At 52.2% G+C, this 26,952-nt stretch carries 17 protein-coding genes; 6 read left to right on the top strand and 11 right to left on the bottom strand.

All coding sequences use genetic code 11. The annotated features are described in order from the left end of the window. Positions 1–148 precede the first annotated feature (148 nt). On the bottom strand, positions 149–2,746 hold the full coding sequence (gene acnB / locus DUT67_RS03610) for a bifunctional aconitate hydratase 2/2-methylisocitrate dehydratase (protein ID WP_113626799.1): 2,598 nt from the start codon (positions 2,744–2,746) through the stop codon (positions 149–151). A gap of 442 nt (positions 2,747–3,188) precedes the next feature. On the opposite strand from acnB, the gene DUT67_RS03605 reads away from it, so the two are divergent. Next, a complete protein-coding gene (locus tag DUT67_RS03605; RefSeq protein WP_048262277.1) occupies positions 3,189–3,695 on the top strand; it encodes a DUF3060 domain-containing protein in 507 nt (168 codons plus the stop codon). Positions 3,696–3,830: 135 nt separating this feature from the next. Here DUT67_RS03605 and DUT67_RS03600 read toward each other — a convergent pair whose 3' ends face one another. Beyond that, entirely contained in the window at positions 3,831–5,231 is a 1,401-nt protein-coding gene (locus tag DUT67_RS03600; protein ID WP_113632845.1) for an RtcB family protein, read from the bottom strand. Between the two features lie 260 nt (positions 5,232–5,491). On the opposite strand from DUT67_RS03600, the gene DUT67_RS03595 reads away from it, so the two are divergent. Then, positions 5,492–5,803 carry a metalloregulator ArsR/SmtB family transcription factor gene (locus DUT67_RS03595; RefSeq protein WP_113632758.1) on the top strand — a complete coding sequence of 104 codons (312 nt, stop codon included), beginning with the start codon at positions 5,492–5,494 and terminating at the stop codon, positions 5,801–5,803. 142 nt (positions 5,804–5,945) lie between these two features. Here DUT67_RS03595 and DUT67_RS03590 read toward each other — a convergent pair whose 3' ends face one another. Then, the gene (locus tag DUT67_RS03590; protein ID WP_048262282.1) at positions 5,946–8,246 is read right to left on the bottom strand and encodes a TonB-dependent siderophore receptor; all 2,301 of its coding nucleotides are present in this window, start codon (positions 8,244–8,246) and stop codon (positions 5,946–5,948) included. Positions 8,247–8,672: 426 nt separating this feature from the next. On the opposite strand from DUT67_RS03590, the gene DUT67_RS03585 reads away from it, so the two are divergent. Both DUT67_RS03585 and DUT67_RS03580 read left to right on the top strand, forming a co-directional pair. Beyond that, positions 8,673–9,656: an AraC family transcriptional regulator gene (locus DUT67_RS03585; protein ID WP_048262284.1), complete on the top strand. Its 984-nt coding sequence runs from the start codon at positions 8,673–8,675 to the stop codon at positions 9,654–9,656. 108 nt (positions 9,657–9,764) lie between these two features. Continuing rightward, positions 9,765–11,093 (top strand): MmgE/PrpD family protein, encoded by a 1,329-nt coding sequence (locus DUT67_RS03580; protein ID WP_048262287.1) that lies wholly within the window; start codon positions 9,765–9,767, stop codon positions 11,091–11,093. Between the two features lie 108 nt (positions 11,094–11,201). Here DUT67_RS03580 and DUT67_RS03575 read toward each other — a convergent pair whose 3' ends face one another. From DUT67_RS03575 to DUT67_RS03560, 4 genes are all read right to left on the bottom strand, one after another. Beyond that, a complete protein-coding gene (locus DUT67_RS03575) occupies positions 11,202–12,914 on the bottom strand; it encodes a hypothetical protein (RefSeq protein WP_113632757.1) in 1,713 nt (570 codons plus the stop codon). 112 nt (positions 12,915–13,026) lie between these two features. After that, positions 13,027–14,205 (bottom strand): dienelactone hydrolase family protein, encoded by a 1,179-nt coding sequence (locus tag DUT67_RS03570; RefSeq protein WP_113632844.1) that lies wholly within the window; start codon positions 14,203–14,205, stop codon positions 13,027–13,029. A gap of 125 nt (positions 14,206–14,330) precedes the next feature. After that, the gene (locus DUT67_RS03565) at positions 14,331–15,527 is read right to left on the bottom strand and encodes an MFS transporter (RefSeq protein WP_262983995.1); all 1,197 of its coding nucleotides are present in this window, start codon (positions 15,525–15,527) and stop codon (positions 14,331–14,333) included. Then, on the bottom strand, positions 15,524–16,717 hold the full coding sequence (locus DUT67_RS03560; RefSeq protein ID WP_113632755.1) for a serine hydrolase: 1,194 nt from the start codon (positions 16,715–16,717) through the stop codon (positions 15,524–15,526). The genes DUT67_RS03565 and DUT67_RS03560 overlap by 4 nt, the downstream gene beginning before the upstream one ends. A gap of 116 nt (positions 16,718–16,833) precedes the next feature. Here DUT67_RS03560 and DUT67_RS03555 point away from each other — a divergent pair, with 116 nt between their 5' ends. Continuing rightward, complete coding sequence (locus DUT67_RS03555) at positions 16,834–17,730, top strand: LysR family transcriptional regulator (RefSeq protein WP_113632754.1); 897 nt, start codon at positions 16,834–16,836, stop codon at positions 17,728–17,730. Between the two features lie 60 nt (positions 17,731–17,790). Here DUT67_RS03555 and lpdA read toward each other — a convergent pair whose 3' ends face one another. From lpdA to pdhR, 4 genes are all read right to left on the bottom strand, one after another. After that, the gene (lpdA, locus tag DUT67_RS03550; RefSeq protein WP_048262297.1) at positions 17,791–19,215 is read right to left on the bottom strand and encodes a dihydrolipoyl dehydrogenase; all 1,425 of its coding nucleotides are present in this window, start codon (positions 19,213–19,215) and stop codon (positions 17,791–17,793) included. A gap of 236 nt (positions 19,216–19,451) precedes the next feature. Continuing rightward, positions 19,452–21,338 (bottom strand): pyruvate dehydrogenase complex dihydrolipoyllysine-residue acetyltransferase, encoded by a 1,887-nt coding sequence (aceF, locus tag DUT67_RS03545; protein ID WP_113632753.1) that lies wholly within the window; start codon positions 21,336–21,338, stop codon positions 19,452–19,454. A gap of 14 nt (positions 21,339–21,352) precedes the next feature. Continuing rightward, positions 21,353–24,016 (bottom strand): pyruvate dehydrogenase (acetyl-transferring), homodimeric type, encoded by a 2,664-nt coding sequence (gene aceE / locus DUT67_RS03540; protein WP_048262300.1) that lies wholly within the window; start codon positions 24,014–24,016, stop codon positions 21,353–21,355. A gap of 143 nt (positions 24,017–24,159) precedes the next feature. Further along, positions 24,160–24,924, bottom strand: a complete 765-nt coding sequence (gene pdhR, locus DUT67_RS03535; protein ID WP_048262301.1) for a pyruvate dehydrogenase complex transcriptional repressor PdhR — start codon at positions 24,922–24,924, stop codon at positions 24,160–24,162. A gap of 669 nt (positions 24,925–25,593) precedes the next feature. On the opposite strand from pdhR, the gene DUT67_RS03530 reads away from it, so the two are divergent. Next, entirely contained in the window at positions 25,594–26,952 is a 1,359-nt protein-coding gene (locus tag DUT67_RS03530; RefSeq protein ID WP_048262303.1) for an amino acid permease, read from the top strand.

Raw genomic sequence — 26,952 nt, 5'->3', positions numbered from 1 at the left:
TTCTTCTGTTCAGTTTAGTCGCCTCTACACCCTATCGTCGTGATGCACCTTCACCTTTGATGTTGCAGATGCACAAGGTGGAATGGAGCAGGCAGAAAAAAAGGAGGCACAAGGCCTCCTTCGGTGTAGGGATGCGAACTATAGCGAGTTAGACGGTAGTCTGGAAGATCACACCATCGGCTTTCTCAGTATATTGACCTAACTGGTCAAAATTCAGATAGCGGTAGGTGTCCTGCGCGGTTTTATCCACCTGCGACATATAGGTCTGGTACTCTTCCGGCGTTGGCAAGCGGCCCAGCAGCGAGGCAACCGCAGCCAGCTCAGCAGACGCCAGATAGACGTTGGCACCGGTTCCCAAACGGTTCGGGAAGTTACGGGTCGACGTAGAAACGACGGTCGCACCATCAGCCACACGCGCCTGGTTACCCATGCACAGCGAGCAGCCTGGGATCTCGATACGCGCCCCACTCTTACCAAACACGCTGTAGTAGCCTTCTTCCGTCAGCTGTGCAGCGTCCATTTTGGTCGGTGGCGCAACCCACAGACGGGTCGGCAACTGGCCTTTGTGGCTATCCAGCAGTTTACCCGCCGCACGGAAGTGCCCGATGTTGGTCATACAGGAACCGATGAAGACTTCATCAATCTTCTCGCCCTGCACGTCAGACAGCCAGCGCGCATCGTCTGGATCGTTCGGTGCACACAGGATCGGCTCTTTGATGTCGGCCAGATCGATGTCGATCACCGCCGCATACTCGGCATCGGCATCTGCTTCCAGCAGTTGCGGATCCGCTAGCCATTTTTCCATACCCTGAACACGACGTTCCAGCGTACGACGATCGCCGTAACCTTCGGAGATCATCCACTTCAGCAGCACGATGTTGGAGTTCAGATACTCGATGATCGGCGCTTTATCCAGCTTGATCGTACACCCTGCCGCAGAACGTTCCGCAGAGGCGTCGGTCAATTCAAACGCCTGCTCGACTTTCAGATCCGGCAGACCTTCGATCTCCAGAATACGACCAGAGAAGATGTTCTTCTTACCTTTCTTCTCAACCGTCAGCAGGCCTTGTTTGATGGCATACAGCGGAATCGCATGAACCAGATCGCGCAGGGTAATACCCGGCTGCATTTTGCCTTTGAAGCGCACCAGAACGGATTCCGGCATGTCCAGCGGCATCACGCCCGTAGCCGCAGCGAACGCCACCAGCCCAGAACCCGCAGGGAAAGAGATGCCGATTGGGAAACGGGTGTGGGAGTCACCGCCCGTACCAACGGTATCCGGCAGCAGCATACGGTTCAGCCAGGAGTGGATAACACCATCACCCGGACGCAGCGATACGCCGCCACGGTTCATGATGAAATCAGGCAGCGTGTGGTGCGTGGTCACGTCAACCGGCTTCGGATAGGCCGCAGTGTGACAGAACGACTGCATCACCAAGTCAGCGGAGAAGCCGAGACAAGCCAGATCTTTCAGCTCATCACGAGTCATCGGCCCGGTGGTATCCTGTGAACCTACTGACGTCATTTTCGGTTCGCAGTATTCGTCAGGACGAATACCCGCGACGCCACAAGCGCGACCGACCATTTTCTGCGCCAGTGAGAAGCCTTTTTTGCTGGCTTCAACCGCTTTGGAAATACGGAAGACATCGCTGTGCGGCAAGCCCAGTGACTCACGCGCTTTAGACGTCAGCCCGCGTCCGATGATCAGTGGAATACGGCCACCGGAGCGCACTTCATCCAGCAATACGTCGGTCTTCAGGGCAAATGTCGCCAGCACTTCATTCGTATCATGACGGCGTACTTCACCTTCATATGGATAGATGTCGATCACATCACCCATATTCAGATCGTTAACATCGACTTCGATCGGCAGCGCACCGGCATCTTCCATAGTGTTGAAGAAGATCGGGGCAATCTTGCCGCCCAGCACCACACCACCGCCGCGTTTGTTCGGAACATGAGGAATGTCTTCACCCATGAACCACAACACGGAGTTGGTCGCAGATTTACGCGATGACCCTGTACCGACGACGTCACCGACGTAAGCCAGAGGGAAGCCTTTCTTGTTCAGTTCTTCGATCTGTTTGATCGGGCCCACGTTGCCAGGCTGATCGGGATCAATGCCTTCACGGGCATTTTTCAGCATCGCCAATGCGTGCAGCGGGATATCAGGGCGTGACCAGGCATCAGGTGCCGGAGACAGGTCATCCGTGTTAGTTTCACCGGTGACTTTAAAGACGGTAACGGTAATTTTTTCCGCCAGTTTCGGGCGGGACAGGAACCACTCGGCATCAGCCCAGGATTGAATCACTTTCTTGGCGTGCGCATTGCCTGCTTTCGCCTTTTCTTCCACATCATAGAAGTTATCAAACATCAGCAGCGTCTGGGACAACGCTTTCGCGGCAATCGGTGCCAGCGTGTCGCTGTCTAACGCATCAATTAGCGGATGAATGTTATAACCACCTTGCATGGTGCCCAGCAGCTCAATCGCTTTTTCCTGGCTAACCAAGGGGGAAGTGGCTTCGCCTTTAGCGACGGCAGCCAAAAAACCAGCCTTCACGTAGGCGGCTTCATCAACACCGGGCGGAACACGGTTAATCAACAGATCAAGCAACGCGTCTTCTTCGCCTGCTTGGGGATTCTTGAGTGACTCAACCAGCGCGGCCATCTGCGTGGCATCTAACGGTTTAGGAACAATTCCCTGCGCAGCCCGCTCAGCTACGTGCTTACGGTATTCTTCTAGCACGACGTTCTCCTCGCTCTCATTGTCTTCATTATGCCCGGCGCTCTTGTTCCCACTTGTGGTGTCCATGCCTGGGTGTCAGCGTGTGGATGTAAGGTAGCAGAGTGTCCGGTCCAGCCTCGTCAGCATATCAGGATTTGAATTGATTGTTAATTCGTTCACATAATAGCAACATTAATTTTTATTCAACTGTGCTATGTGACCAATGTCACTATCACTGAAAAATACCGACATCAGCAGAATAGCATGTCCCTGACAGCGCACACTAACTATGCTGATTTAACCACGTAATATGTGGGTTTTTAACAACATAACGTGATTAAGCATCGTCTAAAGACGCAGCGATAATCAGAATGTTCGCAATAGAGTCTGGATAAGTGTTAACAGATGATAGGGCCCCACGGCAACAATGCCGGATGGCTTCATTGATAACAGGAAAGACTCCATGAAGATGAAACGGTATCTGCACGTGGTTTCTGCCACACTTCTGGCGTTCACCGCATCTGTCTATGCCGCACCTATCGAACTGGAGGGTATCGGCTTAACACGCGATATTCCTTGTAATGGTAATGATGTCAGTATTTCAGGCAACGGCAATAACATCGCCCTCACAGGCAAATGTGCCGCGATTTCCGTCACGGGTTCCGAGCACAACGTCACATTCGATACCGCCACATCGCTTACCGTGACCGGTTCCGAGATTGCCGTTACAGGTCAATCAACCGGAGACCTGACCGTCGCCGCCTATAAAAACACGATCCGCACTCACATTGTTGCCGATGATAAGCCAGTAAAGGTGAACGTAACCGGCACGGAGCATCATCTCGATTTTGATTTTAACGGGCCTGCTCTGGTCTCTTTCAATGGCATCAGTAACCGCCTCTCATGGGGCGGAACAGAGCCGAAATTCTCGTCTAGCGGCGCCAATAACGTCATCAAACAAAAACCCTAGTCTGGACAGATAACCACAAATGCCCAACAACGGGCGCTGGCGATGAAGAACATACGCCCCAATCAACCACTCGCCGATTGGGGCGCAATGTTCAGTACAAAAGTATTGAATCTATTCCTTTAGGGACGGGTCACATCAGGCCTTAAACGTCAGCCACGGGCGCAACCGTGCGACAGGTTGAATCAGCCCTGACTGTTCCTGAATATCAATCACGGGCGTAACCGGTTTATAGGCCGCAGGTGCTTCTTCCCGCAGGCGTTCGTCCTTCAGCGTAATACATTGCCAGGGCAGCGCATCGACTTGCTTCGCCGTATCGACCTTGTTACGCATACTCTGCCGACGCTCGGCACGCCCTGCACCGTGTGAACACGACCACAGCCAATCGGGGTTCCCTTTCCCAGTAACGAGATAGGAGTAATCTCCCATTGAACCGGGAATCAGCGCAAACTCCCCAGCTTTTGCGGGTGTCGCCCCTTTGCGATGCAGGTTCATTCCATGTTCCGGCAGAATGATGTTATGTGATAGATCAACAACCAGCTTGCTGGTATCCCGCGTAAATACCTGTTTCCAAGAAGAACGGATCAGTTCAGTCAGCACAATCCGATTGATCCACGCATAACGGGCAGCGACGCCCATGGCCTCCATATAATCCGCCGCGTGTTCATCAACCAGACCAAACAGACCGGATGCCGGATATTTCTCCCCAGTTGGCCAGCAGGTGCGCGCTTTATCAATCCCACGTTGGCCGACATAAAAGCCAACGTCTCGTGAACCGGTGTGAATCATAACGACGACTTCTCCTTCCTTCACACCAGCCTGATACGCCGCATGTCGGTCCAAAACGGCATCGACAATTTGCAGCTCAACGAAGTGGTTACCCGACCCGACCGTGCCCAGACTGGAAGGACGAATAATCGCACGAGGCGCAAAAAACGGTTCAGGTGCATGTCGACTATGAGCATGAATCGACTTAGTTCCGGCTATAGAAGCAAGCTCAGCCGACAGTCGTTGGAAGTCCACGCCCTGCCAAAGCCCCTGCATAGGCAGTGCCGCCAGCCACGCCGACAGCCCCTCATCAAAGAGCGCAGAAAACGAATCCGGCGTGACGGGAACATCGCGCTGATCCAGAAGTAACATATTTTTGAGCGCCTGAATCAGCGCGGGTTTGTGCTCATCGGCATCCGCATGATGCACGCCCGTGGTCAGCAAGCGCATGCCGCAATTGATATCCGTCCCAATCGCCGCAGGGATAACGAAGTTCTCCGTTGTGGCAACAATACTGCCGACGGGCGCAAGCGTACCGGGGTGGAAATCCGGCGTCGCGCGAGCGGCACAGACGTGCGCATCACTGCCCGGCATATGAACCGAGGCGAAATCCAGCAGTTGCTGAACCGCTTTTTCTTCCAGCGGCAACGCTTCCGGCAACAGAACCTGCGCTTCTGCGCACTGCCTGCGGAGATGATAAATAGAATGTTGGTAATCGGTGTCTATCCCCAAACGGGATAAACGTTTTTGTAAGCGAGTGAATGTAGACATGGTGCTACCTAGAAAAACAAAAAATCGCTCCTCCCGTTTCGAGGAGAAGGTTGTTTTTCCTGCAGCAGCAGATTCAGGAAAGGATGTCAGGTTATTGTAAGGAGGAACGACCTTATTGTAAACCGCAGGTAGCATAGCGCGGGTTCCATCACCCGCGGCTTTATCGATGCTAGTCATTCTCCTCACTCAAGGTCGAGGGTATGGTAAGCTCAATACATTAGGCATCACTAAATTAGTCAGTAACGCACGGCGGAGTGAATATGGCGTTGAGTAATTCGGATCGGGAATTCATGCAAGACGGCGCGGTAAAAGCAGCGGCATTGCTGCGCGCGATTGGCAACGAAAACCGGCTACTGGTGCTTTGCTTACTCATTGAGCACAACGAAATGTCGGTGGGTACGTTACTTGAGCATATCCCGCTGAGCCAGTCCGCCCTCTCGCAACATCTGGCAAAAATGCGTGAAGAAGGGCTGATTAGCTATCGGCGCGAGTCACAAACACTGTACTACCGCATCGAAAATCACGACGTAGAGAAAATCGTCGCCACCTTAAAAGCCCTTTTCTGTCCCTGATAGCGATAATAAAAAATTTCCGGGAGAAATTTTTAACGTTGCGCAGCAAGGGCCCGCGGGGTGACGGCCAGGGATGGCACGCCATAAAAAACGCCACGGGATTTCCCATGGCGTTTGCGACTCAGTATGACGGGTATAAGATTTAGAACGACGTCTTCACGCTGACAAAGAAAGTGCGTCCCGGTTCGTTATAGGTTGCCGCACCGGCACCCGCAATGGTGACAACATTATTGTTCACCACATCCTGCGCATTACCCGCACGGAACAGGCGTTTATCCAACAGGTTCTCTACACCGCCCGTCACGCTCAGGTTCTTGTTAAATTTATAGGTACTGCTTAACCCGAACAGTGCATAAGGGCTTAACTCATTGGTGGCGCTACCCGTTACGCGCTCACCTTTGTAGTTATATTTCTTCGGCTTCTGGCGACCATACCAGGTCACATCGGCCAGGAAGGAAAGGCTCTCCGTCGCCTGCCAGTCCACCGATGAGTTCAGCGTAAATTCAGGCGTAATCGACAGGTAGTCACCCGTGGTCTTATTCTTCGATTCCAGCATCCAGGTCAGGTTGTTACGCCAGTTGATCGTCTCCGTGACAGGAACGGTCAGGTTACCTTCCAGTCCCTGAATGACGGCTTTCGGTACATTGCCCCATTGGAAAATATTAGCATTAGCATATTGGGAATTAGTACCGCCCACCGCTTTACCAATGACAGTATTGCCTGCTTCAATTTTGTTACGGTAATCGTTATGGAAGTAGGTGACGCCCGCGATCAACCCATCGCGGTGAAACTCCAGACCAATCTCTTTATTCAGGCTGGTTTCCGCTTTCAGATCTTCATTGCCGATCAGGTAGCAAGATGTGCCGCCAGCACAGCCTTGGCCACGGCTATAGAGAAGGTAATTCTCGTTAGTCTGATACAGGTTCGGTGCTTTATAAGCACGAGCGATACCTAACTTCAGCGTGTAGTCGTCACCCAATTCCTGCGACAAATTGAGCGACGGACTCCAGTTGGTACCTGCCGTGCTGTGATGATCGACACGCAGTGCAGGCGTCAGCATAGTGCTGTCGGTCAATTGGACGTTATCTTCCACAAAGGCAGAAGCCAGACGAGCGACAGATTTCTCACTGCGACCACTGCTGCTAAGCGAACCCACACTGCCTGCTTCGGTTGTTGTCTGCGAGTTAGAAACCGGGTCTTTCATCTTCTGCTCGTTCCACTCAACCCCGAACGTTAAGACTTGATCGACCCAGACATTCAGCGGAAGATTCACTTCGTTATGCGCAGTGAAATTATCCAGCTTTATCGTGCCATATTGGTTTGGATTAGTGGTATCAAAAATCCCTTCTAAACCGCCAGATAGACCCTCAAGGATACGGGTATTATGCGTACGTTCGTATTGCAGATACGACGTAGAGCTGACGCCGCTGTCCCAGTAACCGCGATGTGTGACCGCAAAATTCTGCCGGTACATGCGGTTGGTTTCCTTGCCATAATTGCTGACGACAAGCGCGTTTGTGTTGGTATTTTGCGAATCGCCCGCATAGATATTACCCTGACGGCTGGAACCTGCTTCAAACTCCAGCGACTGCTGCTTGGTCATATCCCAACGCAGGAGGCCATTGATATCTTTGTTGCGTACCCCTTCACGCCCAGAAGGCAGTGAAGCTGACTGATTACCCGCGCGCACGGACTGATGTCCTTCATTAATATCGCGTGCATCGGCCTCAGTTTTATTCAGATTGCCGAACAGGCGGAAGCTTAGGCTGTCGGTTAGGCCGCCCATCAGGCTGAAATCGGTACGCTTGGTTGCACCTTCCGAGCTATGTTCCGGCTCGTTCAGGTAAGTATTCCAGGTACCGTGCCATTCTTGCGTCGGCTGTTTGGTGATGATGTTGACCACACCGCCCGCGGCACCGTTACCATAGCGCGCTGCCGCTGGGCCGCGCAGCACTTCAATGCGCTCAACCATGTCCGCAGGCACCCAGTTGGTGTCACCGCGAGTATCACGCTCACCGCGCCAGCCGTAACGTACTGCCGTACGGCTCGACACTGGCTTGCCATCCACCAGAATCAGCGTGTTTTCCGGTCCCATACCGCGGATATCGATCTGACGATTGTTGCCACGCTGGCCGCTAGTTGAGTTACCGGACAGATTGACACCCGGCATCGTGCGAATCAGCTCAGACAGATCGTTAGCAGGTGGACGTTTGCTGATATCCTCAGCCGTAATCACCGACACGCCAGGAGCCTGGCGAGTTTGCTCCGCAGCCGTCACCACCATCGTGTCTCCCGATAGGCTATTCTCGGTCTGATTCTGCACCTGAGGAGCAGGTTCTGTTGAAGGAATGGTCGAGGTCTGCGCCGCACTCAGAAACGAAGTCATCCCGCAGCTAACGCCAATGAGCGTCGCCAAATAACGGCGCGATTGTGGTAGTTTCATCAAAATTATCCTGCCCTGTAAGAAATGAATAAGTAGCCTGAAAAAGGTTCAACATCGCAGCCGGTACAGCGACACCTAACGACAATCAGCAAAAGTGCTGAATAACGGCGGAGATAAAACGCGCAGACGTAGCGGTTATCGGGAGAGAAGCGTCATGCAAACGGAGCATCACGTATCGTTGTTATGAAATACTGTCTGTAATCAATCAGCCCTTTTCTCCGCATTGCCAGAAATGGAAGATGCATTTATCGTGCAATGTGACCTCCCCAACGAAAAATGCTATTGAGAAGTATTTGCATTACCATTTTGGCGCGGTCATTGTTACATTTGTCATTCAGGACGGGGTTTGCTCTAGCAGCAAAATGTTTTGCCAAAGCATCAAAATGGAAGGCGCAGGTCGAAGGGTTTAATCAGGTAGGTAATCACGTGCGCAGCTTCACTCAGTCATCAAAGCCGATCTACAAAGATCACATCGTTCAGCAATCGAGTCTGGTCGCGAATAATTACCGTTTTATTGGTCCCCGGCTGATCGATAACACACCGGTGCTATTCGGATCGTTCACGGTTGTGCAGCTCAATCCGCATCTGATCCTACATACCGCAGATGTGATTAATCGCCACAACATGAAAACCCAAAACCTGCTGGATGGTGCGATCAAGCTGGCCATCGTGGTGAGCGGCAATGCACATATCTCATTTGGCCATCAGGAACTGCATCTGGGAGAGAGCCAACCCGCTTCCCTGATTGCACTAACGGAGCCGACGATGTTTACCCGCATCGGCAAGCGTGATGAATATGAACGCACCATTACGCTAACGTTCGACAGAGAATGGTTGTACGGCAATATGATGGATACCGTTGGCGACTGGCAGGCTATCCACGATTTCACACAGACTCACCTTGCGACACACTTATGGACACCGTCCCGACAGGCGCTGGCAATTGCCTTACAAACGCTGGATGCTAAACCTTGCCAAACGCCGCTCCAGCGCCTTTATCTGGAAACGCAGTGCATGAGCCTGATTATCGAAGCGTTTACGTCACTGACCGCCAGCGTGGCGCAGGAGAAAAATAGCGGTGTCAGCCTGCGCGGCTACCATCGAATTCAGCAGATCAGAGATATGCTGGAAAGCGGCAGCGCCGATCATCTTTCGATGAGTGAAATCGCCAAAAGCGTCAACATGAGCGAAAGCACACTGCAGCGCCATTTTCGCCAGACGTTCAATATGAGCGTTTTTGAGTACCTTCGTAACTGCCGTCTACAACGTGCCATGCTAGCCTTGCAAAAAGACGGCATCGGTATTGCTCAAGCAGCTAGCATCGCGGGCTACAACAGCCCCGCCAACTTTGCCACCGCGCTGCGCCGTGCATTTGGCATTACACCTGGGCAGCTAAAAGACCGCTTTTGATTCTAACCACTAATAACCAAATGGAATTTATTATTCCGTTTGGTTATTAATTGCTATTCAGCGATGCGCAGTAAATTAGTGTTTTTCTGCCAAGATGCCTGACAACTCATGACCAATCAGACTGATATCACCGCAACGCTTGCCCACCACATTATCCATAGCGAGCCAAACCAAGACGCGATTGATGCCGCCCGGGAAGGGGTGACTGACTTCATCTCCACCGCGCTCCCGATCGCACAGGGGGCGATTGCTGATAGCGGGCTCGCGCCGTTAAAGCAGGTATTTAGCGGCACGGACAGCCTGACGCGTAGTCTGATTTTGGGTTATGCCGGTCACGTACTGGATTTTGACGATTATCATCCTGCATTTCGCGGCCACCCTAGCACCGTCATTCTACCTGCGCTGTTTGCCCTTGCTGCGGAGGATTCATCCGTTACGGAAGATGCGTTTTTGACAGCCTATGTGGTAGGCGTAGAAGCCGCTGGCAGAATCGGGCTGGCGTGCGGCCCGCGTCATTACAGTCTCGGCTATCACAACACGGCCACGCTCGGCGCTATCGCCGCTGCGGCTGCGGCGGCACGTCTGTCTGATGCATCAATAGAGCAAACACAAACTATTCTTGGCTTAGCCGCCACACAGGCCGCTGGGTTGCGGGCGCAGTTTGGTTCAGCGGTCAAACCGTTACACGCCGGGCTTTCTGCCAGAGCAGGATTAACCGCCGTCAAGCTGGGGTTAGCAGGCTTCGAGGGCAACAAGCAGTTGGTGATTGATGCGTTTCTTGCCGCGCATGGCGATCAAAAACAGCAGCCAGCACTGCTGGTTGAAAACTGGGGAGCGCCGTGGCGCATTCTTTCTCCCGGTCTGGAGTTCAAGCGCTACCCAACCTGTGGCGGAACCCACAGCGCCGCCGAAGCCGCGTTTGCGTTGCGGGAGCAGTGGCATGAGCAAAATGGTGCGGATGCCGATCTGGCCGACGCTATCGAGCGTATCACGGTAACCTTCCCGCCGGGCGGCGACGTCGCTCCTTTCATCCGTAACGCGACAAATGGCGTAGAAGCACGATTCAGTCTGGAATATGTCATTGCAGCGGCACTGATTGAAGGGGAACTGAAGCTGGCGCATTTTTCAGAAGCGCCAGTTGAAGCAGCAATCTCAGCACTGGCGAAGCGCGTCATACGCCGCGCCGATGAAACAGCGCCACCTGATGAGCTTGACCCAGAAGCACGTTTTCATGAGGTCACCCTGCATTTGCGTAACGGCAGCCCGCTAATCCAGCGCACCACGCGTCAGGAAACCTCTGCACGGCCAACCGATCTACGAGCTAAATTGCAGCAAACCATCGGTTCTCTGGCTCATCTCGACAGCAACCAGATCGCCGATCGTTGCGCGTTACGGCAGGAAGGCGATCTACGCTATTTGCTTGGGCTGCTATTTTAACAATGCTGGTTTTAACAAAATACTGGCTTTAACGGGATGCTGATTGCTGTCGATAACCATCATTATCGGCAGCACTATTCTCGACAACAACCATACCGTCAGATCGACTTAATCTGCCTGATGGGAAATTAATTTCCCTTTTTCATCAAATATCGTCACGCCCGGTACTCTGGAATAATTCCCTTCGCCCTCTGATTTATAACGGGTCGCCAGTATATGGGGAGACTTGTATTCAAACTCAAAATAGCCATCATCAGGATTAGCAACGATTAGCTTGCCTGTACTGTTGATAAGACCTTGCTCTACTTTGAAGTAGCTATTATCAAAGTTGGTTTTGAAAAACGACGCCTCGCCATACTGAAACAGGTTCTTTTTCTCTTGTGCAGGAATAGCTGGGAAACGCGCCACATCAAGCTGACGTAATACATGCAGAAACATCAAGCGTTCCAGCGGCGTTCCTGCATCTTTCGGTACTAAAAATTGTAATGTGAGCCCACTTCCCACATTCACATCGTATTCATAGCCGACAAACGCGCTGTCGCCATAAATAAAAATGTCACCCGCTTCTTTACCTTCGGGGACGATCTCTTTGGTTTCAGCCATGAGTTCAGGAATCGATTCGGGAACGATCTTAAAATAAATGTCATATTTAAACACTTCTGATGGAAACCGTATTTCAATGCGCGTTTTTGACATGCTGCGTTTAATAAAACGCTCAGGCTTCTCCATACGTTGTTCGAGTTTTTTCCAAATAGCCTGATGCATTTCTGCGATATTAAATTCATCCGCAATCTTTACACCATACTTCGCTTCCAACGCCTGCGGAGATAATGCTAGATCGTACATCGACAGCGCTTGTTCGCCACGATAGCGTTCATCCATCGTACGCAGTACGGCAAATGCTTTGGCTAACGCGGCGGTGTCCTCAGCATTCGCTAACCCAATAAAATAGCGCTGTTTAGCCTCATCATATTGAAAATAAACAGCTTCCAATTTTCCTTGTTGATTATCGTATGCCGCGCCGTTTTCTGACTGGAACAAGATGCCCTTTTGCCCTTCCAGCCACAGTGCCAGATTAAAATCCGCTTTCGCCGCGCTAACGGTGAATAGGTCAAAATCAGTTTTATTCTGTCGATCTCGATAGGAATAGATCTGCGTATCTTTATTTTCCTGGTCGATAAGCAGACGTCCCATTCTGCGAATATAAATCCCGTGCTCCCACAAACTCAGCTTGTCATACATGGCAAACGGCAGCTTAATCGTAAAATGTTCTTCAGGATAAAAGGGAACTCCGGGGAAATCGCTCATCGGCTCACGGTTAAACGCCTCTTTCTCTTTAAGAAGTTGCGCCTGATAGGCTTTTTTGCGATCTTCAAAACGTTGCTTAATCTTGAGTAAATCGGGTGACTGTTCTTCCGTCTTTTTCAAGACCATCGTGATTTCACAGAAATAAAATGCACAGGCAGCGCTTTTATCCGATACGAACTGAACCTTGTTTTTCCCGATGATTGCTAGCGTGTGCCACGAACCGTTTATCTGTACTCGGTTATCTTTTATGTCCTCGGTATGTTCGCCATCTACGCTGTAGTAGTTCACCTGAGTCGGTGTCAGATTAAAATAGATGTCGTTTTTAATGCCTTTAAGACCTTGCGCGATATGTTCCTGAAGATCGTCTCTGTTTTTATTGGCTTCAGGACTTTTACTTTTATCAAAAACAACGCGAATATCCTCAACCAGATATTTCCCCTCACTAAATGTTTTTTCACCATTACAACCCGACAGCCATAGCACCATCATGATAATGCCCAGGTATTTCTTCATCACCTCATCCCTGTAAAATTGAAAAGCCCCTGAATGCTACAGCACACAGAGGCGAGTCATGCATCAGTAACCTGATGTTATCAAAAACTTATTACAATTCAGGCACCGCTGGCTAGGGTTTCAGCCATTGATCCAGAAAGCTAAAGACTTCTTCCTGCTGTTCCTGATAGAAGACGTGTCCCAGCTCAGGCCAGATCTTGGTTTGCAGCTTGATGTCCGCCCGCTGGGATTGCCACACCTTGTGCATCTTGGCGTAGGCATCTTCAACGGATTGCGTCGGGAACAGCTTATCTTTGCCACCGTTAAACAATAGCATCGGCTTCGGTGCCGCCACGCTAGCTACATCCGGGAAATCAAATCGCGTCGATTGTCCCGGATGCAGCATATAGAATGCCGACTGACCTCTCAGCACATTATTTCCCGGCGTCATTAACCCGTCGTATGTACCAATCCAAGATACCGCCGCGGTTGCCGCCACCTTGTCAGACAGTGCTGCTAGCTGCCAGGCACGATACGCGCCCATTGAAAAACCGACGACACCGATACGGTGTTTATCAACCTGCTCAAGCGATGCCAGAAAATCCGTCGCCCGCATATCTTCATAGGCCATCAGACCGGCGAGCGAGCGCCCGAGATTAAAGAAATTGCTCGCCAGCGCCTGCTGCTGCTCATATTTGATCGGCCCGCGCGATCCCCAACCTAACGCATCCACCGCCAGCACCACATAACCCCGCTTCGCCAGTTCATCGCCGACAAAACGACCAGTGAAGAACTTATCTGCCCACGCCTGTGCGGAAGCGAGCTGTTCGTCATTGCCCCACGGCTTGATCATCTTCTCTTTGCCGATATCAAACTTAGCGCCGTGATCGTGCAGCAGGATCACCGCCGGATGAGGCCCCGCGCTTTTTGGCGTCAGGAGCAACGCGTCTACGCGGCTTTCATCAGTCAGATTGAAAGCGACCTTTTCTGCCGTGTAACTGCCACGATCCTGTTTTTCGATCGCCTGCGGTGCAAAGTCTTTGGTGGAATTCGGTGTCAGAAGCAGCGAACGCAGCGTTTCTCTCGACTGGGATTGCCACTGGCTAAAATCCGTAAAATTTCCAGATAGCCAGGAATCGGAGTAGGTCATTTGCTGTTTAAGCTGCGGATAAAATGAAGGCAGTCCTTCATCCGTCACCGCCTGATCCGCCGCTATTTGAGAGTGAGGGTTCATATCGTTCGCCATCAGTGAAGGGCTGGCTAGCAACGCCGCCAGTAGCCAGACAGAGGAGCGTAAGGTATTAAGATTCATCATAACCTCAAAAATAAAACATCGTTTCTTTTTTGAGGTTTGATTGTAATTGACGCGGCTAAAAATAAATGGACGGAGCGCGCATTATGCGAAGCCGCAGGCAAAAAATTTGGCGCTGCGCCATCTTACCGCCGTGCCACGGGGAAACCGTGTTGTCTGGCAGACCAGACCACAGCGAGCGCAATCAATAACAACGCCAGCAGTACCGGAGAGAATGCAACAACGCCAAAACGCTCCAGCAGAACACCACCGATGATACCGCCCCCTGCGATAGCCATGTTCCAGACCGTGACCAACATAGACTGTGCGACATCAGCCCCCTCCTCAGCCGTTCTGACAATTGCCGTTTGGAACAATGTCGCTGCACCGCCAAAGGCGAGTCCCCAGACGGCCACCGCCGCATAGACCACAACGGGTACATCACCTGCCACGCCAAGCGCCAGTACAGAAAGGCAGAACAATGCCGAGCAGGCAAGCGTCAGGGCTCGCAAATGGCGATCAATCAGCACGCCAACGATCCAGATCCCCAGCAGTGATGTGATGCCGAATACCAGCAGCACCAAACCAGTCTGTTCGACCATGCCCGCCGCGGCAAGAAACGGCGCAATGTAGGTGTAGAGAACGTTATGCGCCAACACAAAGGCCAACACCACGCATAGCACGGGTCGCACGCCTGCTACGGTGAACACTTGCCCCAGCGACAGACGCTTACCTACTGGCTGCCCGGCAAAATCTGGTACCTGTACGCGTACCCACAACATGAGTATGACGGCTAAACCACTCATCATACCGAAACACATTCGCCAACCGATCAGGTTGCCAAGAAAGGTGCCAGCGGGCACGCCGAGTGACAACGCCAATGGCGTGCCGACCATCGCTATCGCAATAGCGCGTCCCTTCTGATGTTCAGGCACCATACGGGCTGCATAGCCAGCCAGTAGTGCCCATAGCAGACCCGCTGCAATACCTGCCAGAAAACGCGCCGCCATCGTCAGCACATAGCTACCGGAAAATACCGTAATCGTATTGGCAACGACGAAACCTGCGATGGCTGCCAACAGCAACGGGCGGCGACGTACACCTTGCGTCGCGGCGGTCAACGGGATCGCAGCTACCAGAGAACCCATAGCATAGATAGTGACGGTTTGTCCGACCCAGGCTTCGGACACCGCTAGCCCCTGCGCCATTTGCGGCAGCAGACCCGCAGGCAGCGCTTCGGTCAGGATAGTGATGAAGGCCGCCATGGCTAGCGCAAGCAGTGAAGCAATGGGCAAATTGTCGCGCTGTGTCCTCGTCATTGAAGTTGTGATTGAGGCTGTCATTGCTCTGTCTCCAACGCGCCATACACCGCATCACGCAGATCGGTAACAAAACGTCCCGACATCCCCTCATACATCGTGTTGGTGAAAGCCACCACGCTCAAACCTTGAGTTCGATCGACAAACCATGAATGACCGTAGGCACCGCCCCAGCGCCAGGTGCCTGATGACTCCGGCGACTCAGCTAACTGCGGATCGCGCAAGACCGAGAAACCGAGGCCAAAACCGCAACCCGGTGCATTGGGCAATTCCAGACCCTGTGTCTGATCGCGTCCCATCTCCTCGATCAGCGCGTCAGGCAGCGGTACACCGCCCCCTTTACGCAGCGCTTCTAACAGACGCAGCAGATCCCACGGCGTACCCGCCATGCCAGCACCGCCCGATGGAAAAGCCTGTGCATCAAAGATGCGGGCGAGACTGTAGGTGATGCCGATTGCCCCTTCAAAAGGGGAAACCGTTTCACCTTCGGCCAAGCGATGCGGCTGTGGAGTATCGTTCACGTAAGTCGTCGTCAGGCGCAATGGATCACGCACAACGAAGCCAGTATCGTGCATGCCCAGCGGGTCGGTCACCAGTTGGCGTACCGCCTCGTCCAGTGATGAACCGTGAATGTGCTCGATCAAGGCTCCCAATACATCCGTTGCCAGCGAATAGCCCCAGGCCGTTCCCGGTATGTATTGCAGTGGAACGCTGGCGATACGACGCAAATTCTCATTCAAGCTAATGCCGGAAGCATCCATACCATCCGATATCCCCGCTTGCGCGTAGGGACCATCCGCGTGAGCCTCGAAAAATCGATAGCTTAAACCCGCGGTGTGGCTAAGCAGCTGTCGCACGGTAATGCGCGCCGAGCTGCCATCGAGCAGCCGGGGCTGGAACGTTGGCATCCAGCGAGTAATATCCTCATCCAGATCGAGCCGACCTTGCGCCACAAGCACCAGCGCCGCTACGGACACGATGGGCTTGCTCACAGAAGCCAGCCGGAAGATGGCGTCCAGCGCCATCGGGCGAGCATTCTCTCGGTCAGCCCACCCTGCAGCCTGCTGATGAATCAATTCACCGTTGCGTGCTACCAGCACGACGGCACCAACCAAACGCCGATCATCTAATGCCTGTTGAACAACAGCCTGAATTTGGGCAGAGAGATGCGCTGACGGAGCATCAGTACACAGGGGAAATGCGGGAGTTATCACGAAATGTTCCTTTCATCAATGAGCGTTCCCGTTACGATAGAAAATCGACAATTAAAGAAAAAGTAGGCTACAGTTCCTCGATATACGGAATAAAACATCCGCAATGAGGAAGCAGTATGGACAGCCTGAATGGCTTTGTGGTGTTTGTGCAGGTGGCTGAAACGCGTAGTTTCGTTGCTGCGGGTCGATTACTGGGCGTGTCAGCGTCTGCCGTGGGGAAAAGCGTCGCACGGCTCGAAGAAAAGCTAGGCGTGAGGCTGTTTCATCGCAGTACCCGCAGCATCACACTGACGGCTGAAGGCTCACTATTTCTCGCGCGTAGCCGACGCATCCTGGCCGAAATCGAGGCAGCAGAGTTGGAACTGTCACAGACCAATGCCGCACCGCGCGGGCGCCTGCGGGTAAGCCTGCCGTTGGTTAGCTCACTCGTGCTCCCCGTGCTCGGCGACTTCATGCGCGAATATCCCGAAATCGAACTGGAGCTGGATTTCACCGATCGGATGGTGGATGTCATTGAAGAAGGGTTCGATGCCGTAGTACGGACAGGCGACCCCGTTGACTCTCGCCTCACCGCACGTAAGCTGGGCACCTTCGGTTTTCTGCTGGTGGCAGCGCCAGACTACCTTGCTCGTCGGGGAACGCCCAAGACACCTGCCGACCTGATGCAGCATGCCTGCCTGCACTATCGCTTTCCCAGCAGCGGAAAACTAGAGCAGTGGGCGCTGCGACTTGCCCCCAACGAACCAGAGTTGCAGTTGCCTACGTCGATGATCTGCAACAATATCGAAACGCGCGTCTGTTTTGCACTACAGGGGCTCGGGATCGCTTACCTGCCGGATTTCTCTATCCGCGAACAGTTGGCTGAGGGACTGCTACAGCCGATCCTGAGCGACTACGTGGAACGCGGCGGCGTCTTCCATATGCTGTGGCCTGCGAGCAAGCACCCGTCGCCAAAAGTGCGGGCACTGGTGGATTTCCTCTGTGCGAGGGTGTTTCCCGCGTCTGATACATAAAAAAAATCCGGCACCTTTACGGTACCGGATTGAATTCACGCTATTCGAACCTGAAAGAACTTACTTCTTCTTCGCTTTCGCATTCGGCAGGTCAGTGATGCTGCCTTCAAAGATTTCAGCTGCCAGACCAACAGACTCATGCAACGTTGGGTGCGCATGGATGGTCAGTGCGATATCTTCTGCATCACAACCCATTTCGATCGCCAGACCGATTTCGCCTAACAGTTCGCCACCGTTAGTACCGACAATCGCACCACCGATAACGCGGTGAGTTTCTTTGTCGAAAATCAGTTTGGTCATACCTTCAGCGCAGTCGGACGCGATAGCACGGCCAGACGCTGCCCATGGGAAGATCGCGGTTTCGTAACTGATGCCTTTCTCTTTGGCTTCTTTCTCAGTCAGACCCACCCAAGCGACTTCCGGTTCGGTATAGGCGATAGAAGGAATCACTTTCGGATCGAAGTAGTGTTTCTTACCGGAGATTACTTCGGCAGCAACATGGCCTTCATGCACGCCTTTGTGCGCCAGCATCGGCTGACCGACGATGTCGCCGATAGCATAGATGTGCGGCACGTTGGTGCGCATTTGCTTATCCACGTGGATGAAGCCGCGATCGTCAACTTCCACGCCCGCTTTACCTGCATCCAGGTTTTTACCGTTCGGTACACGACCGATAGCAACCAGAACCGCATCGTAACGCTGTGGCTCGGCTGGCGCTTTTTTACCTTCCATCGTCACATAGATGCCGTCTTCTTTGGCTTCTACTGCCGTCACTTTAGTTTCCAGCATCAGATTAAACTGCTTGCTGATACGTTTGGTGAAGACCTTAACGACATCTTTGTCAGCGGCCGGAATCACTTGATCGAACATTTCAACGACGTCGATTTGTGAACCCAGAGCATGGTAAACCGTACCCATTTCCAGACCGATGATACCGCCGCCCATCACCAACAGACGTTCTGGGACGCTTTTCAGCTCCAGCGCATCGGTAGAATCCCATACACGCGGGTCATCATGAGGAATGAAAGGCAGTTGGATCGGACGTGAACCCGCAGCGATAATCGCGTTATCGAAGTTGATCGTCGTTTTGCCGTTTTCACCGTCAACTTCTAGCGTGTTGGCACCCGTAAATTTGCCCAGACCGTTAACGACTTTAACTTTACGGCCTTTCGCCATACCCGCCAGACCACCGGTCAGTTGGTTGATGACTTTTTCTTTCCACAGACGGATTTTATCAATGTCGGTTTTAGGTTCACCGAACACGATACCGTGTTCCGCCAGTGCTTTGGCTTCTTCAATAACTTTGGCAACGTGCAGCAGGGCTTTGGAAGGAATACAACCGACATTCAGACACACCCCACCCAGCGTGGAGTAGCGCTCTACCAGTACGGTTTCCAGACCCAAATCCGCCGCGCGGAATGCAGCAGAGTAACCCGCGGGGCCGGCACCAAGTACCACTACCTGAGCTTTAATTTCAGTACTCATCATGACCTCTTAATTGTTTTCCGGCGGGTCTGTGACGTCACACCCGTCATCATTCAGATTTAGGGTGCATTTTTAATAACGCCCTCTTCCACCGGGACGTGTCTTTGCCACTGTAGTTTACAAAATCGTTAACAATTTTGAAACAACAAGCGACTAACGATTTGTCCTTGATCACTGACAGCTGTAACAAATAACAGCTTATCAGAAAAAAGCCGGCCGTCAGGCCGGCTTTTCGATTACATCACCAGACGGCGGATGTCAGACAACGTATTGTTAATGATGGTAATGAAGCGAGCACCATCAGCACCGTCAATGACACGGTGGTCGAAGGACAGAGACATCGGCATCATCAGACGCGGAGTGAACTCTTTACCATTCCAGACCGGTTCCATCGCGGACTTAGACACACCAAGAATAGCGACTTCAGGCGCGTTGACGATCGGCGCAAAGTGCGTAGTCCCGATACCGCCCAGGCTGGAGATAGTGAAGCAACCACCCTGCATTTCGCCTGCGGTCAGCTTACCGTCACGGGCTTTCTTGGAGATCGCCATCAATTCACGAGACAGTTCGACGATACCTTTCTTGTTCACGTCTTTGAACACTGGAACCACCAGACCATTCGGGGTATCAACTGCTACACCGATGTTGATGTATTTCTTCAGCGTCAGACGTTGAGCATCTTCAGACAGTGAACTGTTGAAACGTGGCATTTGCTCAAGCGCAGCAGCAACGGCTTTCATGATGAAGACAACTGGGGTGATTTTCACATCCAGTCTACGCTTCTCAGCTTCGACGTTCTGCTGTTTGCGGAACGCTTCCAGATCGGTGATATCAGTTTTATCGAAGTGCGTAACGTGCGGGATCATCACCCAGTTACGGCTCAGGTTAGCACCAGAAATTTTCTGGATGCGGCCCAGTTCCACTTCTTCAACTTCACCAAACTTGCTGAAATCGACTTTCGGCCATGGCAGCATGCCTGGCAGACCGCCGCCAGCGGCAGCAGTTGGCGCAGACTCAGCGCGTTTCACGGCATCTTTCACGTAAGCCTGAACGTCTTCGCGCAGGATACGGCCTTTACGACCAGAACCCTTCACTTTCGCCAGATTCACGCCGAATTCACGTGCCAGACGACGAATAACCGGCGTCGCGTGAACGTAAGCGTCATTCTCAGCGAAATCGCTCTTGCCTTCCGCTTTCGCAGCCGGTGCAGCAGCAGTTTTTGCCGCCGGAGCTGGTGCAGCAGCCGCTTCTTGCTTGGCAGCCGGAGCCGCCGCAGGTGCAGCGCCTTCTACTTCGAAGACCATGATCAGTGAGCCGGTTTTAACTTTATCGCCGGTGCTGATTTTGATTTCTTTAACCGTACCCGCGAACGGCGCAGGGACTTCCATCGAAGCCTTATCACCTTCAACGGTGATCAGTGATTGCTCAGCCGCGATTTTATCGCCAACTTTAACCATCACTTCGGTCACTTCAACTTCGTCGCCGCCGATATCTGGTACGTTAACTTCTTTCGCCGCAGAGGCCGCTGGTGCAGCAGCAGGTGCCGCTTCAGCTTTCGCTGCTGAGGCTGCTGGCGCACTGCCAGCAACTTCGAAGACCATGATCAGAGAACCGGTAGAGACTTTATCGCCAGTGTTGATTTTGATCTCTTTAACCGTACCCGCGAAAGGTGCCGGAACTTCCATAGAAGCCTTGTCGCCTTCTACGGTGATCAGAGACTGTTCAGCAGCAACGGTGTCGCCCACTTTAACCAGTATTTCGGTCACTTCAACTTCGTCACCGCCGATATCCGGTACGTTGACTTCTTTCGCTGCGGAGGCCGCAGGTGCAGCAGCCGGAGCCGCTTCTTTCTTCTCTTCTGCCTTAGCAGGTGCAGCGTCAGCTGCACCGTCGGCGGAATCGAAAATCATGATCAGTTTGCCGGTTTCAACTTTGTCACCGACAGAGACTTTAATCTCTTTCACGACACCAGCTTGCGGAGAAGGGACTTCCATAGAAGCCTTATCACCTTCAACCGTGATCAGCGACTGTTCAGCTTCAACTTTGTCGCCAACCTTCACCAGCACTTCGGTGACTTCAACTTCATCTGCACCGATGTCCGGTACGTTGATTTCGATAGCCATGTAATCTTTACCTCTTATGCCAGACGCGGGTTGACTTTATCTGCATCGATGTTGAATTTAGTGATGGCATCAGCAACCACTTTCTTATCGATTTCACCGCGTTTAGCCAGTTCACCCAGAGCCGCAACCACGACGTAAGACGCATCCACTTCGAAGTGGTGACGCAGGTTCTCACGGCTGTCAGAACGACCGAAACCGTCAGTACCCAGTACGCGGTAATCGCTAGCTGGGATGAAGTTACGGATTTGCTCAGCAAACAGCTTCATGTAGTCAGTAGATGCAACCGCTGGCGCATCGCTCAGTACCTGAGCCACGTAAGGTACGCGCGGGGTTTCGGTCGGATGCAGCATGTTCCAACGCTCACAATCCTGGCCTTCGCGAGCCAGTTCAGTGAAGGAGGTTACGCTGAATACGTCAGAACCGATGCCGTAGTCTTTCGCCAGAATCTGAGACGCCTCACGTACGTGACGCAGGATAGAACCAGAGCCCAGCAGCTGAACTTTACCTTTGCTACCTTCAACCGTTTCCAGCTTGTAGATACCCTTACGGATACCTTCTTCCGCACCCTGCGGCATCGCAGGCATGTGGTAGTTTTCGTTCAGCGTGGTGATGTAGTAGTAAATGTTCTCTTGCGCGTCGCCGTACATGCGGTGCAGACCATCATGCATGATCACTGCAACTTCATAGGCAAATGCTGGATCGTAGGAGATACAGTTCGGGATGGTCAGCGACTGAATGTGGCTGTGACCATCTTCGTGCTGCAGACCTTCACCGTTCAGCGTTGTACGGCCTGAAGTACCACCGATCAGGAAGCCACGCGCCTGTTGGTCACCCGCTGCCCAGCACAGGTCGCCGATACGTTGGAAACCAAACATGGAGTAGTAGATATAGAACGGAATCATCGGCAGATTGTTGGTGCTGTAAGACGTTGCCGCCGCCAGCCAGGAAGAACCTGCGCCCAACTCGTTGATACCTTCCTGCAGAATCTGACCTTTCTGGTCTTCTTTGTAGTAAGCAACCTGCTCACGGTCCTGCGGGGTGTACTGCTGGCCTTTCGGACTATAAATACCGATTTGGCGGAACAGACCTTCCATACCGAAGGTACGCGCTTCGTCAGCGATGATCGGAACCAGACGATCTTTGATCGATGGGTTCTTCAACATCACGTTCAGGGCACGCACAAACGCGATAGTGGTAGAGATTTCTTTGTTCTGCTCTTCCAGCAGCGTACGGAAATCTTCCAGCGTTGGCAGTTCCAGCTTCTCGTCAAAGTTCGGCTGACGAGACGGCAGGTAACCACCCAGTGCCTGACGACGTTCGTGCAGGTACTTGTACTCTTCGGAATCTTTATCGAAGGTGATGTACGGCAGGCTTTCGATGTTTTCATCGCTAACTGGCACGTTGAAGCGGTCACGGAAGTAACGCACGCCATCCATGTTAACTTTCTTAACCTGGTGAGCGATGTTCTTACCTTCCGCCGCGTCGCCCATACCATAACCTTTAATGGTATGCGCCAGAATAACGGTTGGTTTGCCTTTGGTGTCCTGCGCTTTTTTCAGTGCAGCGTAGACTTTCTTCGGATCGTGACCACCACGGTTCAGTGACCAAATCTGATCGTCGCTCCAGTCTTTAACCAGTGCAGCCGTCTCCGGGTATTTACCGAAGAAGTGCTCACGCACATAGGCACCGTTTTTGGATTTGAAGGTCTGGTAGTCACCGTCGACGGTTTCTTCCATCAGTTGGATCAGTTTACCGCTGGTGTCTTTACGCAGCAGTTCGTCCCAACGGTCACCCCACATCACTTTGATCACATCCCAGCCAGCGCCGCTGAAGATACCTTCCAGCTCGTTGATGATCTTACCATTACCGGTAACTGGGCCATCCAGACGTTGCAGGTTACAGTTGATAACGAACACCAGGTTGTCCAGTTTTTCACGAGTCGCGATGGTGATCGCACCCTTGGATTCTGGTTCGTCCATTTCGCCGTCGCCCAGGAAGGCATAAACGGTTTGCTTAGAGGTATCTTTCAGACCACGGTTTTCCAGATACTTCAGGAATTTAGCCTGGTAGATGGCACCAATCGGGCCCAGACCCATAGATACGGTCGGGAACTGCCAGAAGTCCGGCATCAATTTAGGGTGCGGATAAGAAGACAGACCTTTACCGTGAACTTCCTGACGGAAATTGTTCATCTGGTCTTCTGTCAGACGGCCTTCAAGGAAGGCACGAGCGTAAACGCCCGGAGAAATGTGGCCCTGGAAGTAGACCAGGTCGCCGCCGTCCTGCGCAGTGCGAGCACGGAAGAAGTGGTTAAAGCACACTTCATAGAAAGTGGCGGAAGACTGGAAAGAAGCCATGTGGCCACCCAGATCCAGATCTTTTTTCGAAGCACGCAGCACTGTCATGATCGCGTTCCAGCGGATTGCTGAGCGAATACGACGTTCCAGATCCAGATTACCAGGGTATTCCGGTTCGTCTTCCACTGCGATGGTGTTGATATATTGACGTGCAGCTGTACCAGCAGCAACGCTAACACCGCCTTTACGCGCTTCACCCAGAACCTGATCTATCAGGAACTGAGCGCGCTCAACACCCTCTTCACGGATGACCGATTCGATCGCCTGCAGCCAGTCGCGGGTTTCGATCGGATCCACGTCATTATTTAAACGATCTGACATGGTTATTCCTTATCTTCTCTAATAAGTTGGTTTGTTGGAGCCTGTCTTCGTGCATTCTGGCTTATGTTTGGCTATAAGCAAAACGCATGAAGACAGGCTCATCGTCGTGATTGCCGCATTCAGAACACCAAAAATACGTGTGCTCAGTCCTTGCGTTGCTGGAGCCGACGCAACGATCTCTCGCGCCGACTATGTTCCCGGTTAAGATCCAGCAATACTTCTTCAATAAACGCCAGATGGCGGTGTGATGCTTCGCGCGCCTTTTCTGGCTCACGGGCAACAATCGCCTCAAAGATGCTGGCGCGATGAATGCTCACCTGAGCCAGCACTTCACGGCTCAAATAAAGCAATTCAAAATTCTGCCTCACGTTCTGTTCGAGCATCGGCCCCATACAGCGCACCAAATGCAGCAAAACCACATTATGCGTGGCTTCTGTTACAGCAACCTGATACTGCATAACGGCTTCTGACTCGGCGTCCAGATCGCCCGCTTCCCTCGCCTTCTCAATCACGGCATGACAATCCCGGATACGTTGCAGATCCGACTCTGTGCCACGCAACGCAGCATAGTAGGCAGCAATGCCTTCCAGCGCATGACGCGTTTCAAGAAGATCGAACTGTGATTCGGGATGTGTGCTCAGTAATTCTGCCAGCGGATCGCTGACACTTTGCCATAGATTGGCTTGAACGAAGGTACCACCACCCTGGCGGCGCAAAAGTAAACCTTTGGCTTCCAGACGTTGAATGGCTTCTCTCAGAGAAGGGCGGGAAACATCAAACTGTTTTGCCAGTTCGCGCTCCGGTGGGAGCTTCTCGCCGGGGCGCAAGGTTCCCTCAAGGATCAGAAACTCCAGCTGCTGTTCAATCACATCTGACAGTTTGGGCTGACGGATCTTGCTGTATGCCATAGTGAATTCTTCTCTGCGAATGGCGCGGAGTCAATTGGTAATACCAATTTCAAAAACGTGACGCTAAAGTAACAAAGTATTCACCTTCTGTCCATAAGGACCTTGAGCTAAATCACCAATCCCACCAGATTTTAACAAATGCACGAGAAACATGCGGCAAAGTGATAGCCCGCCTGTGGTATGACCATTAATCCCCCCTGTCTATATTTTAACTTTTTTGAAACGTAAAGCAGGCGGTGCTGAACCGTTTAAACGCACAAATAGTGAATATTTATTCAAAAAATAAGATTTTTTATTCTTACAAAGATAGCGTGATCACACATAGCACCCTATCGGGGTAAGCACCATTTTTACAGCGGGGATAAAGAGATAATAAAAGGGAGTAAACCTAAAGAAGTACTCCCCTTCAAACCTCCACCGGTTTTTCATCATCAGGGGTTCAATCAAAGAGAGATAAAAACTTTGATGTGACGATAGTTTTTAATTATCAGACTATAAGAAATCAGTGCAATCTTGCGCACTTACCACTATTCTCTGGCAAACGGTAGATGTTTCATTATTTAAAGAAACACCATCCCGTAAAAATAAAATTACACAAACGTACAGTCACTAATACGTGTGTTCGTTCACACCGTGTTTTTTACTTGCACTGGCAGAGGATTAAATTTGATGGATAATCAACAAACGGACGGCACGCTAAAGCGTGGTTTGAAAAACCGTCATATACAGTTGATTGCCTTGGGTGGCGCGGTAGGTACTGGCCTCTTTCTTGGTATTGCGCAGACAATCAAAATGGCTGGGCCATCGGTCCTGCTAGGCTATGCGATTGGCGGCCTGATCGCGTTTCTCATTATGCGCCAACTGGGCGAGATGGTGGTTGAAGAACCGGTAGCCGGATCGTTCAGCCACTTTGCTTATAAATATTGGGGCGATTTCGCTGGCTTTGCATCGGGATGGAACTACTGGGTGTTGTATGTTCTGGTCGCCATGGCCGAACTCAGCGCCGTAGGGATTTACGTCCAGTACTGGTGGCCAGACATCCCGACCTGGGTATCCGCTGCCGTCTTCTTCCTGCTGATTAACGCTATCAATCTGGCGAACGTCAAAGTCTACGGTGAGATGGAGTTCTGGTTTGCCATCATCAAAGTCGCAGCGATTATTGGCATGATCGTCTTTGGTGGCTGGTTGCTGCTCAGCGGTACGGGCGGGCCGGAAGCCACCGTGACCAACCTGTGGGCGCAGGGAGGATTCTTCCCGAATGGCGGACTTGGTCTGGTCATGGCGATGGCCGTTATTATGTTCTCATTTGGTGGCCTCGAACTCGTCGGGATTACCGCAGCAGAAGCGGATAACCCAGAAAAAAGCATTCCACGCGCCACCAATCAGGTTATCTACCGTATCCTGATTTTCTACATCGGTTCACTCGCTATCCTGCTGTCACTTTACCCATGGGGCAAAGTGGTGGAAGGCGGTAGCCCGTTCGTCATGATCTTCCATGAGCTGAACAGCAACGTCGTGGCGACGATACTGAACGTCGTGGTACTAACAGCAGCGCTATCGGTGTACAACAGCTGTGTTTATTGCAACAGCCGCATGCTGTTCGGACTGGCGAAACAGGGAAATGGACCGAAAGTACTGGAAACCGTCGATAGCCGTGGCGTACCGGTTGTCGCTATAGGTATCTCTGCGCTGGCAACGGCGCTGTGTGTGCTGATTAACTACCTTATTCCCGGCAAAGCATTCGAGCTATTAATGGCGCTAGTCGTCTCTGCTCTTGTGATTAACTGGGCGATGATCAGTCTGGCGCACCTGAAATTCCGTGCGCAAAAGGATAAAGAAGGCACAGTGACCAAGTTTAAAGCGCTGCTTTATCCGCTGGGTAACTACATCTGCCTGCTGTTCCTGGCGGGTATACTGGTCATCATGTTCCTGACGCCGGGCATTCAGATTTCCGTCATGCTGATTCCAGTCTGGCTGGTTATTCTGGGCATCGGTTACTTCATCAAAAAGAAAAATCAGGCGAAGTAA

Source organism: Pectobacterium peruviense, assembly GCF_003312355.2.
GTDB lineage: Bacteria > Pseudomonadota > Gammaproteobacteria > Enterobacterales > Enterobacteriaceae > Pectobacterium > Pectobacterium peruviense.
This window is presented reverse-complemented; position numbering and strand designations above follow the sequence as displayed.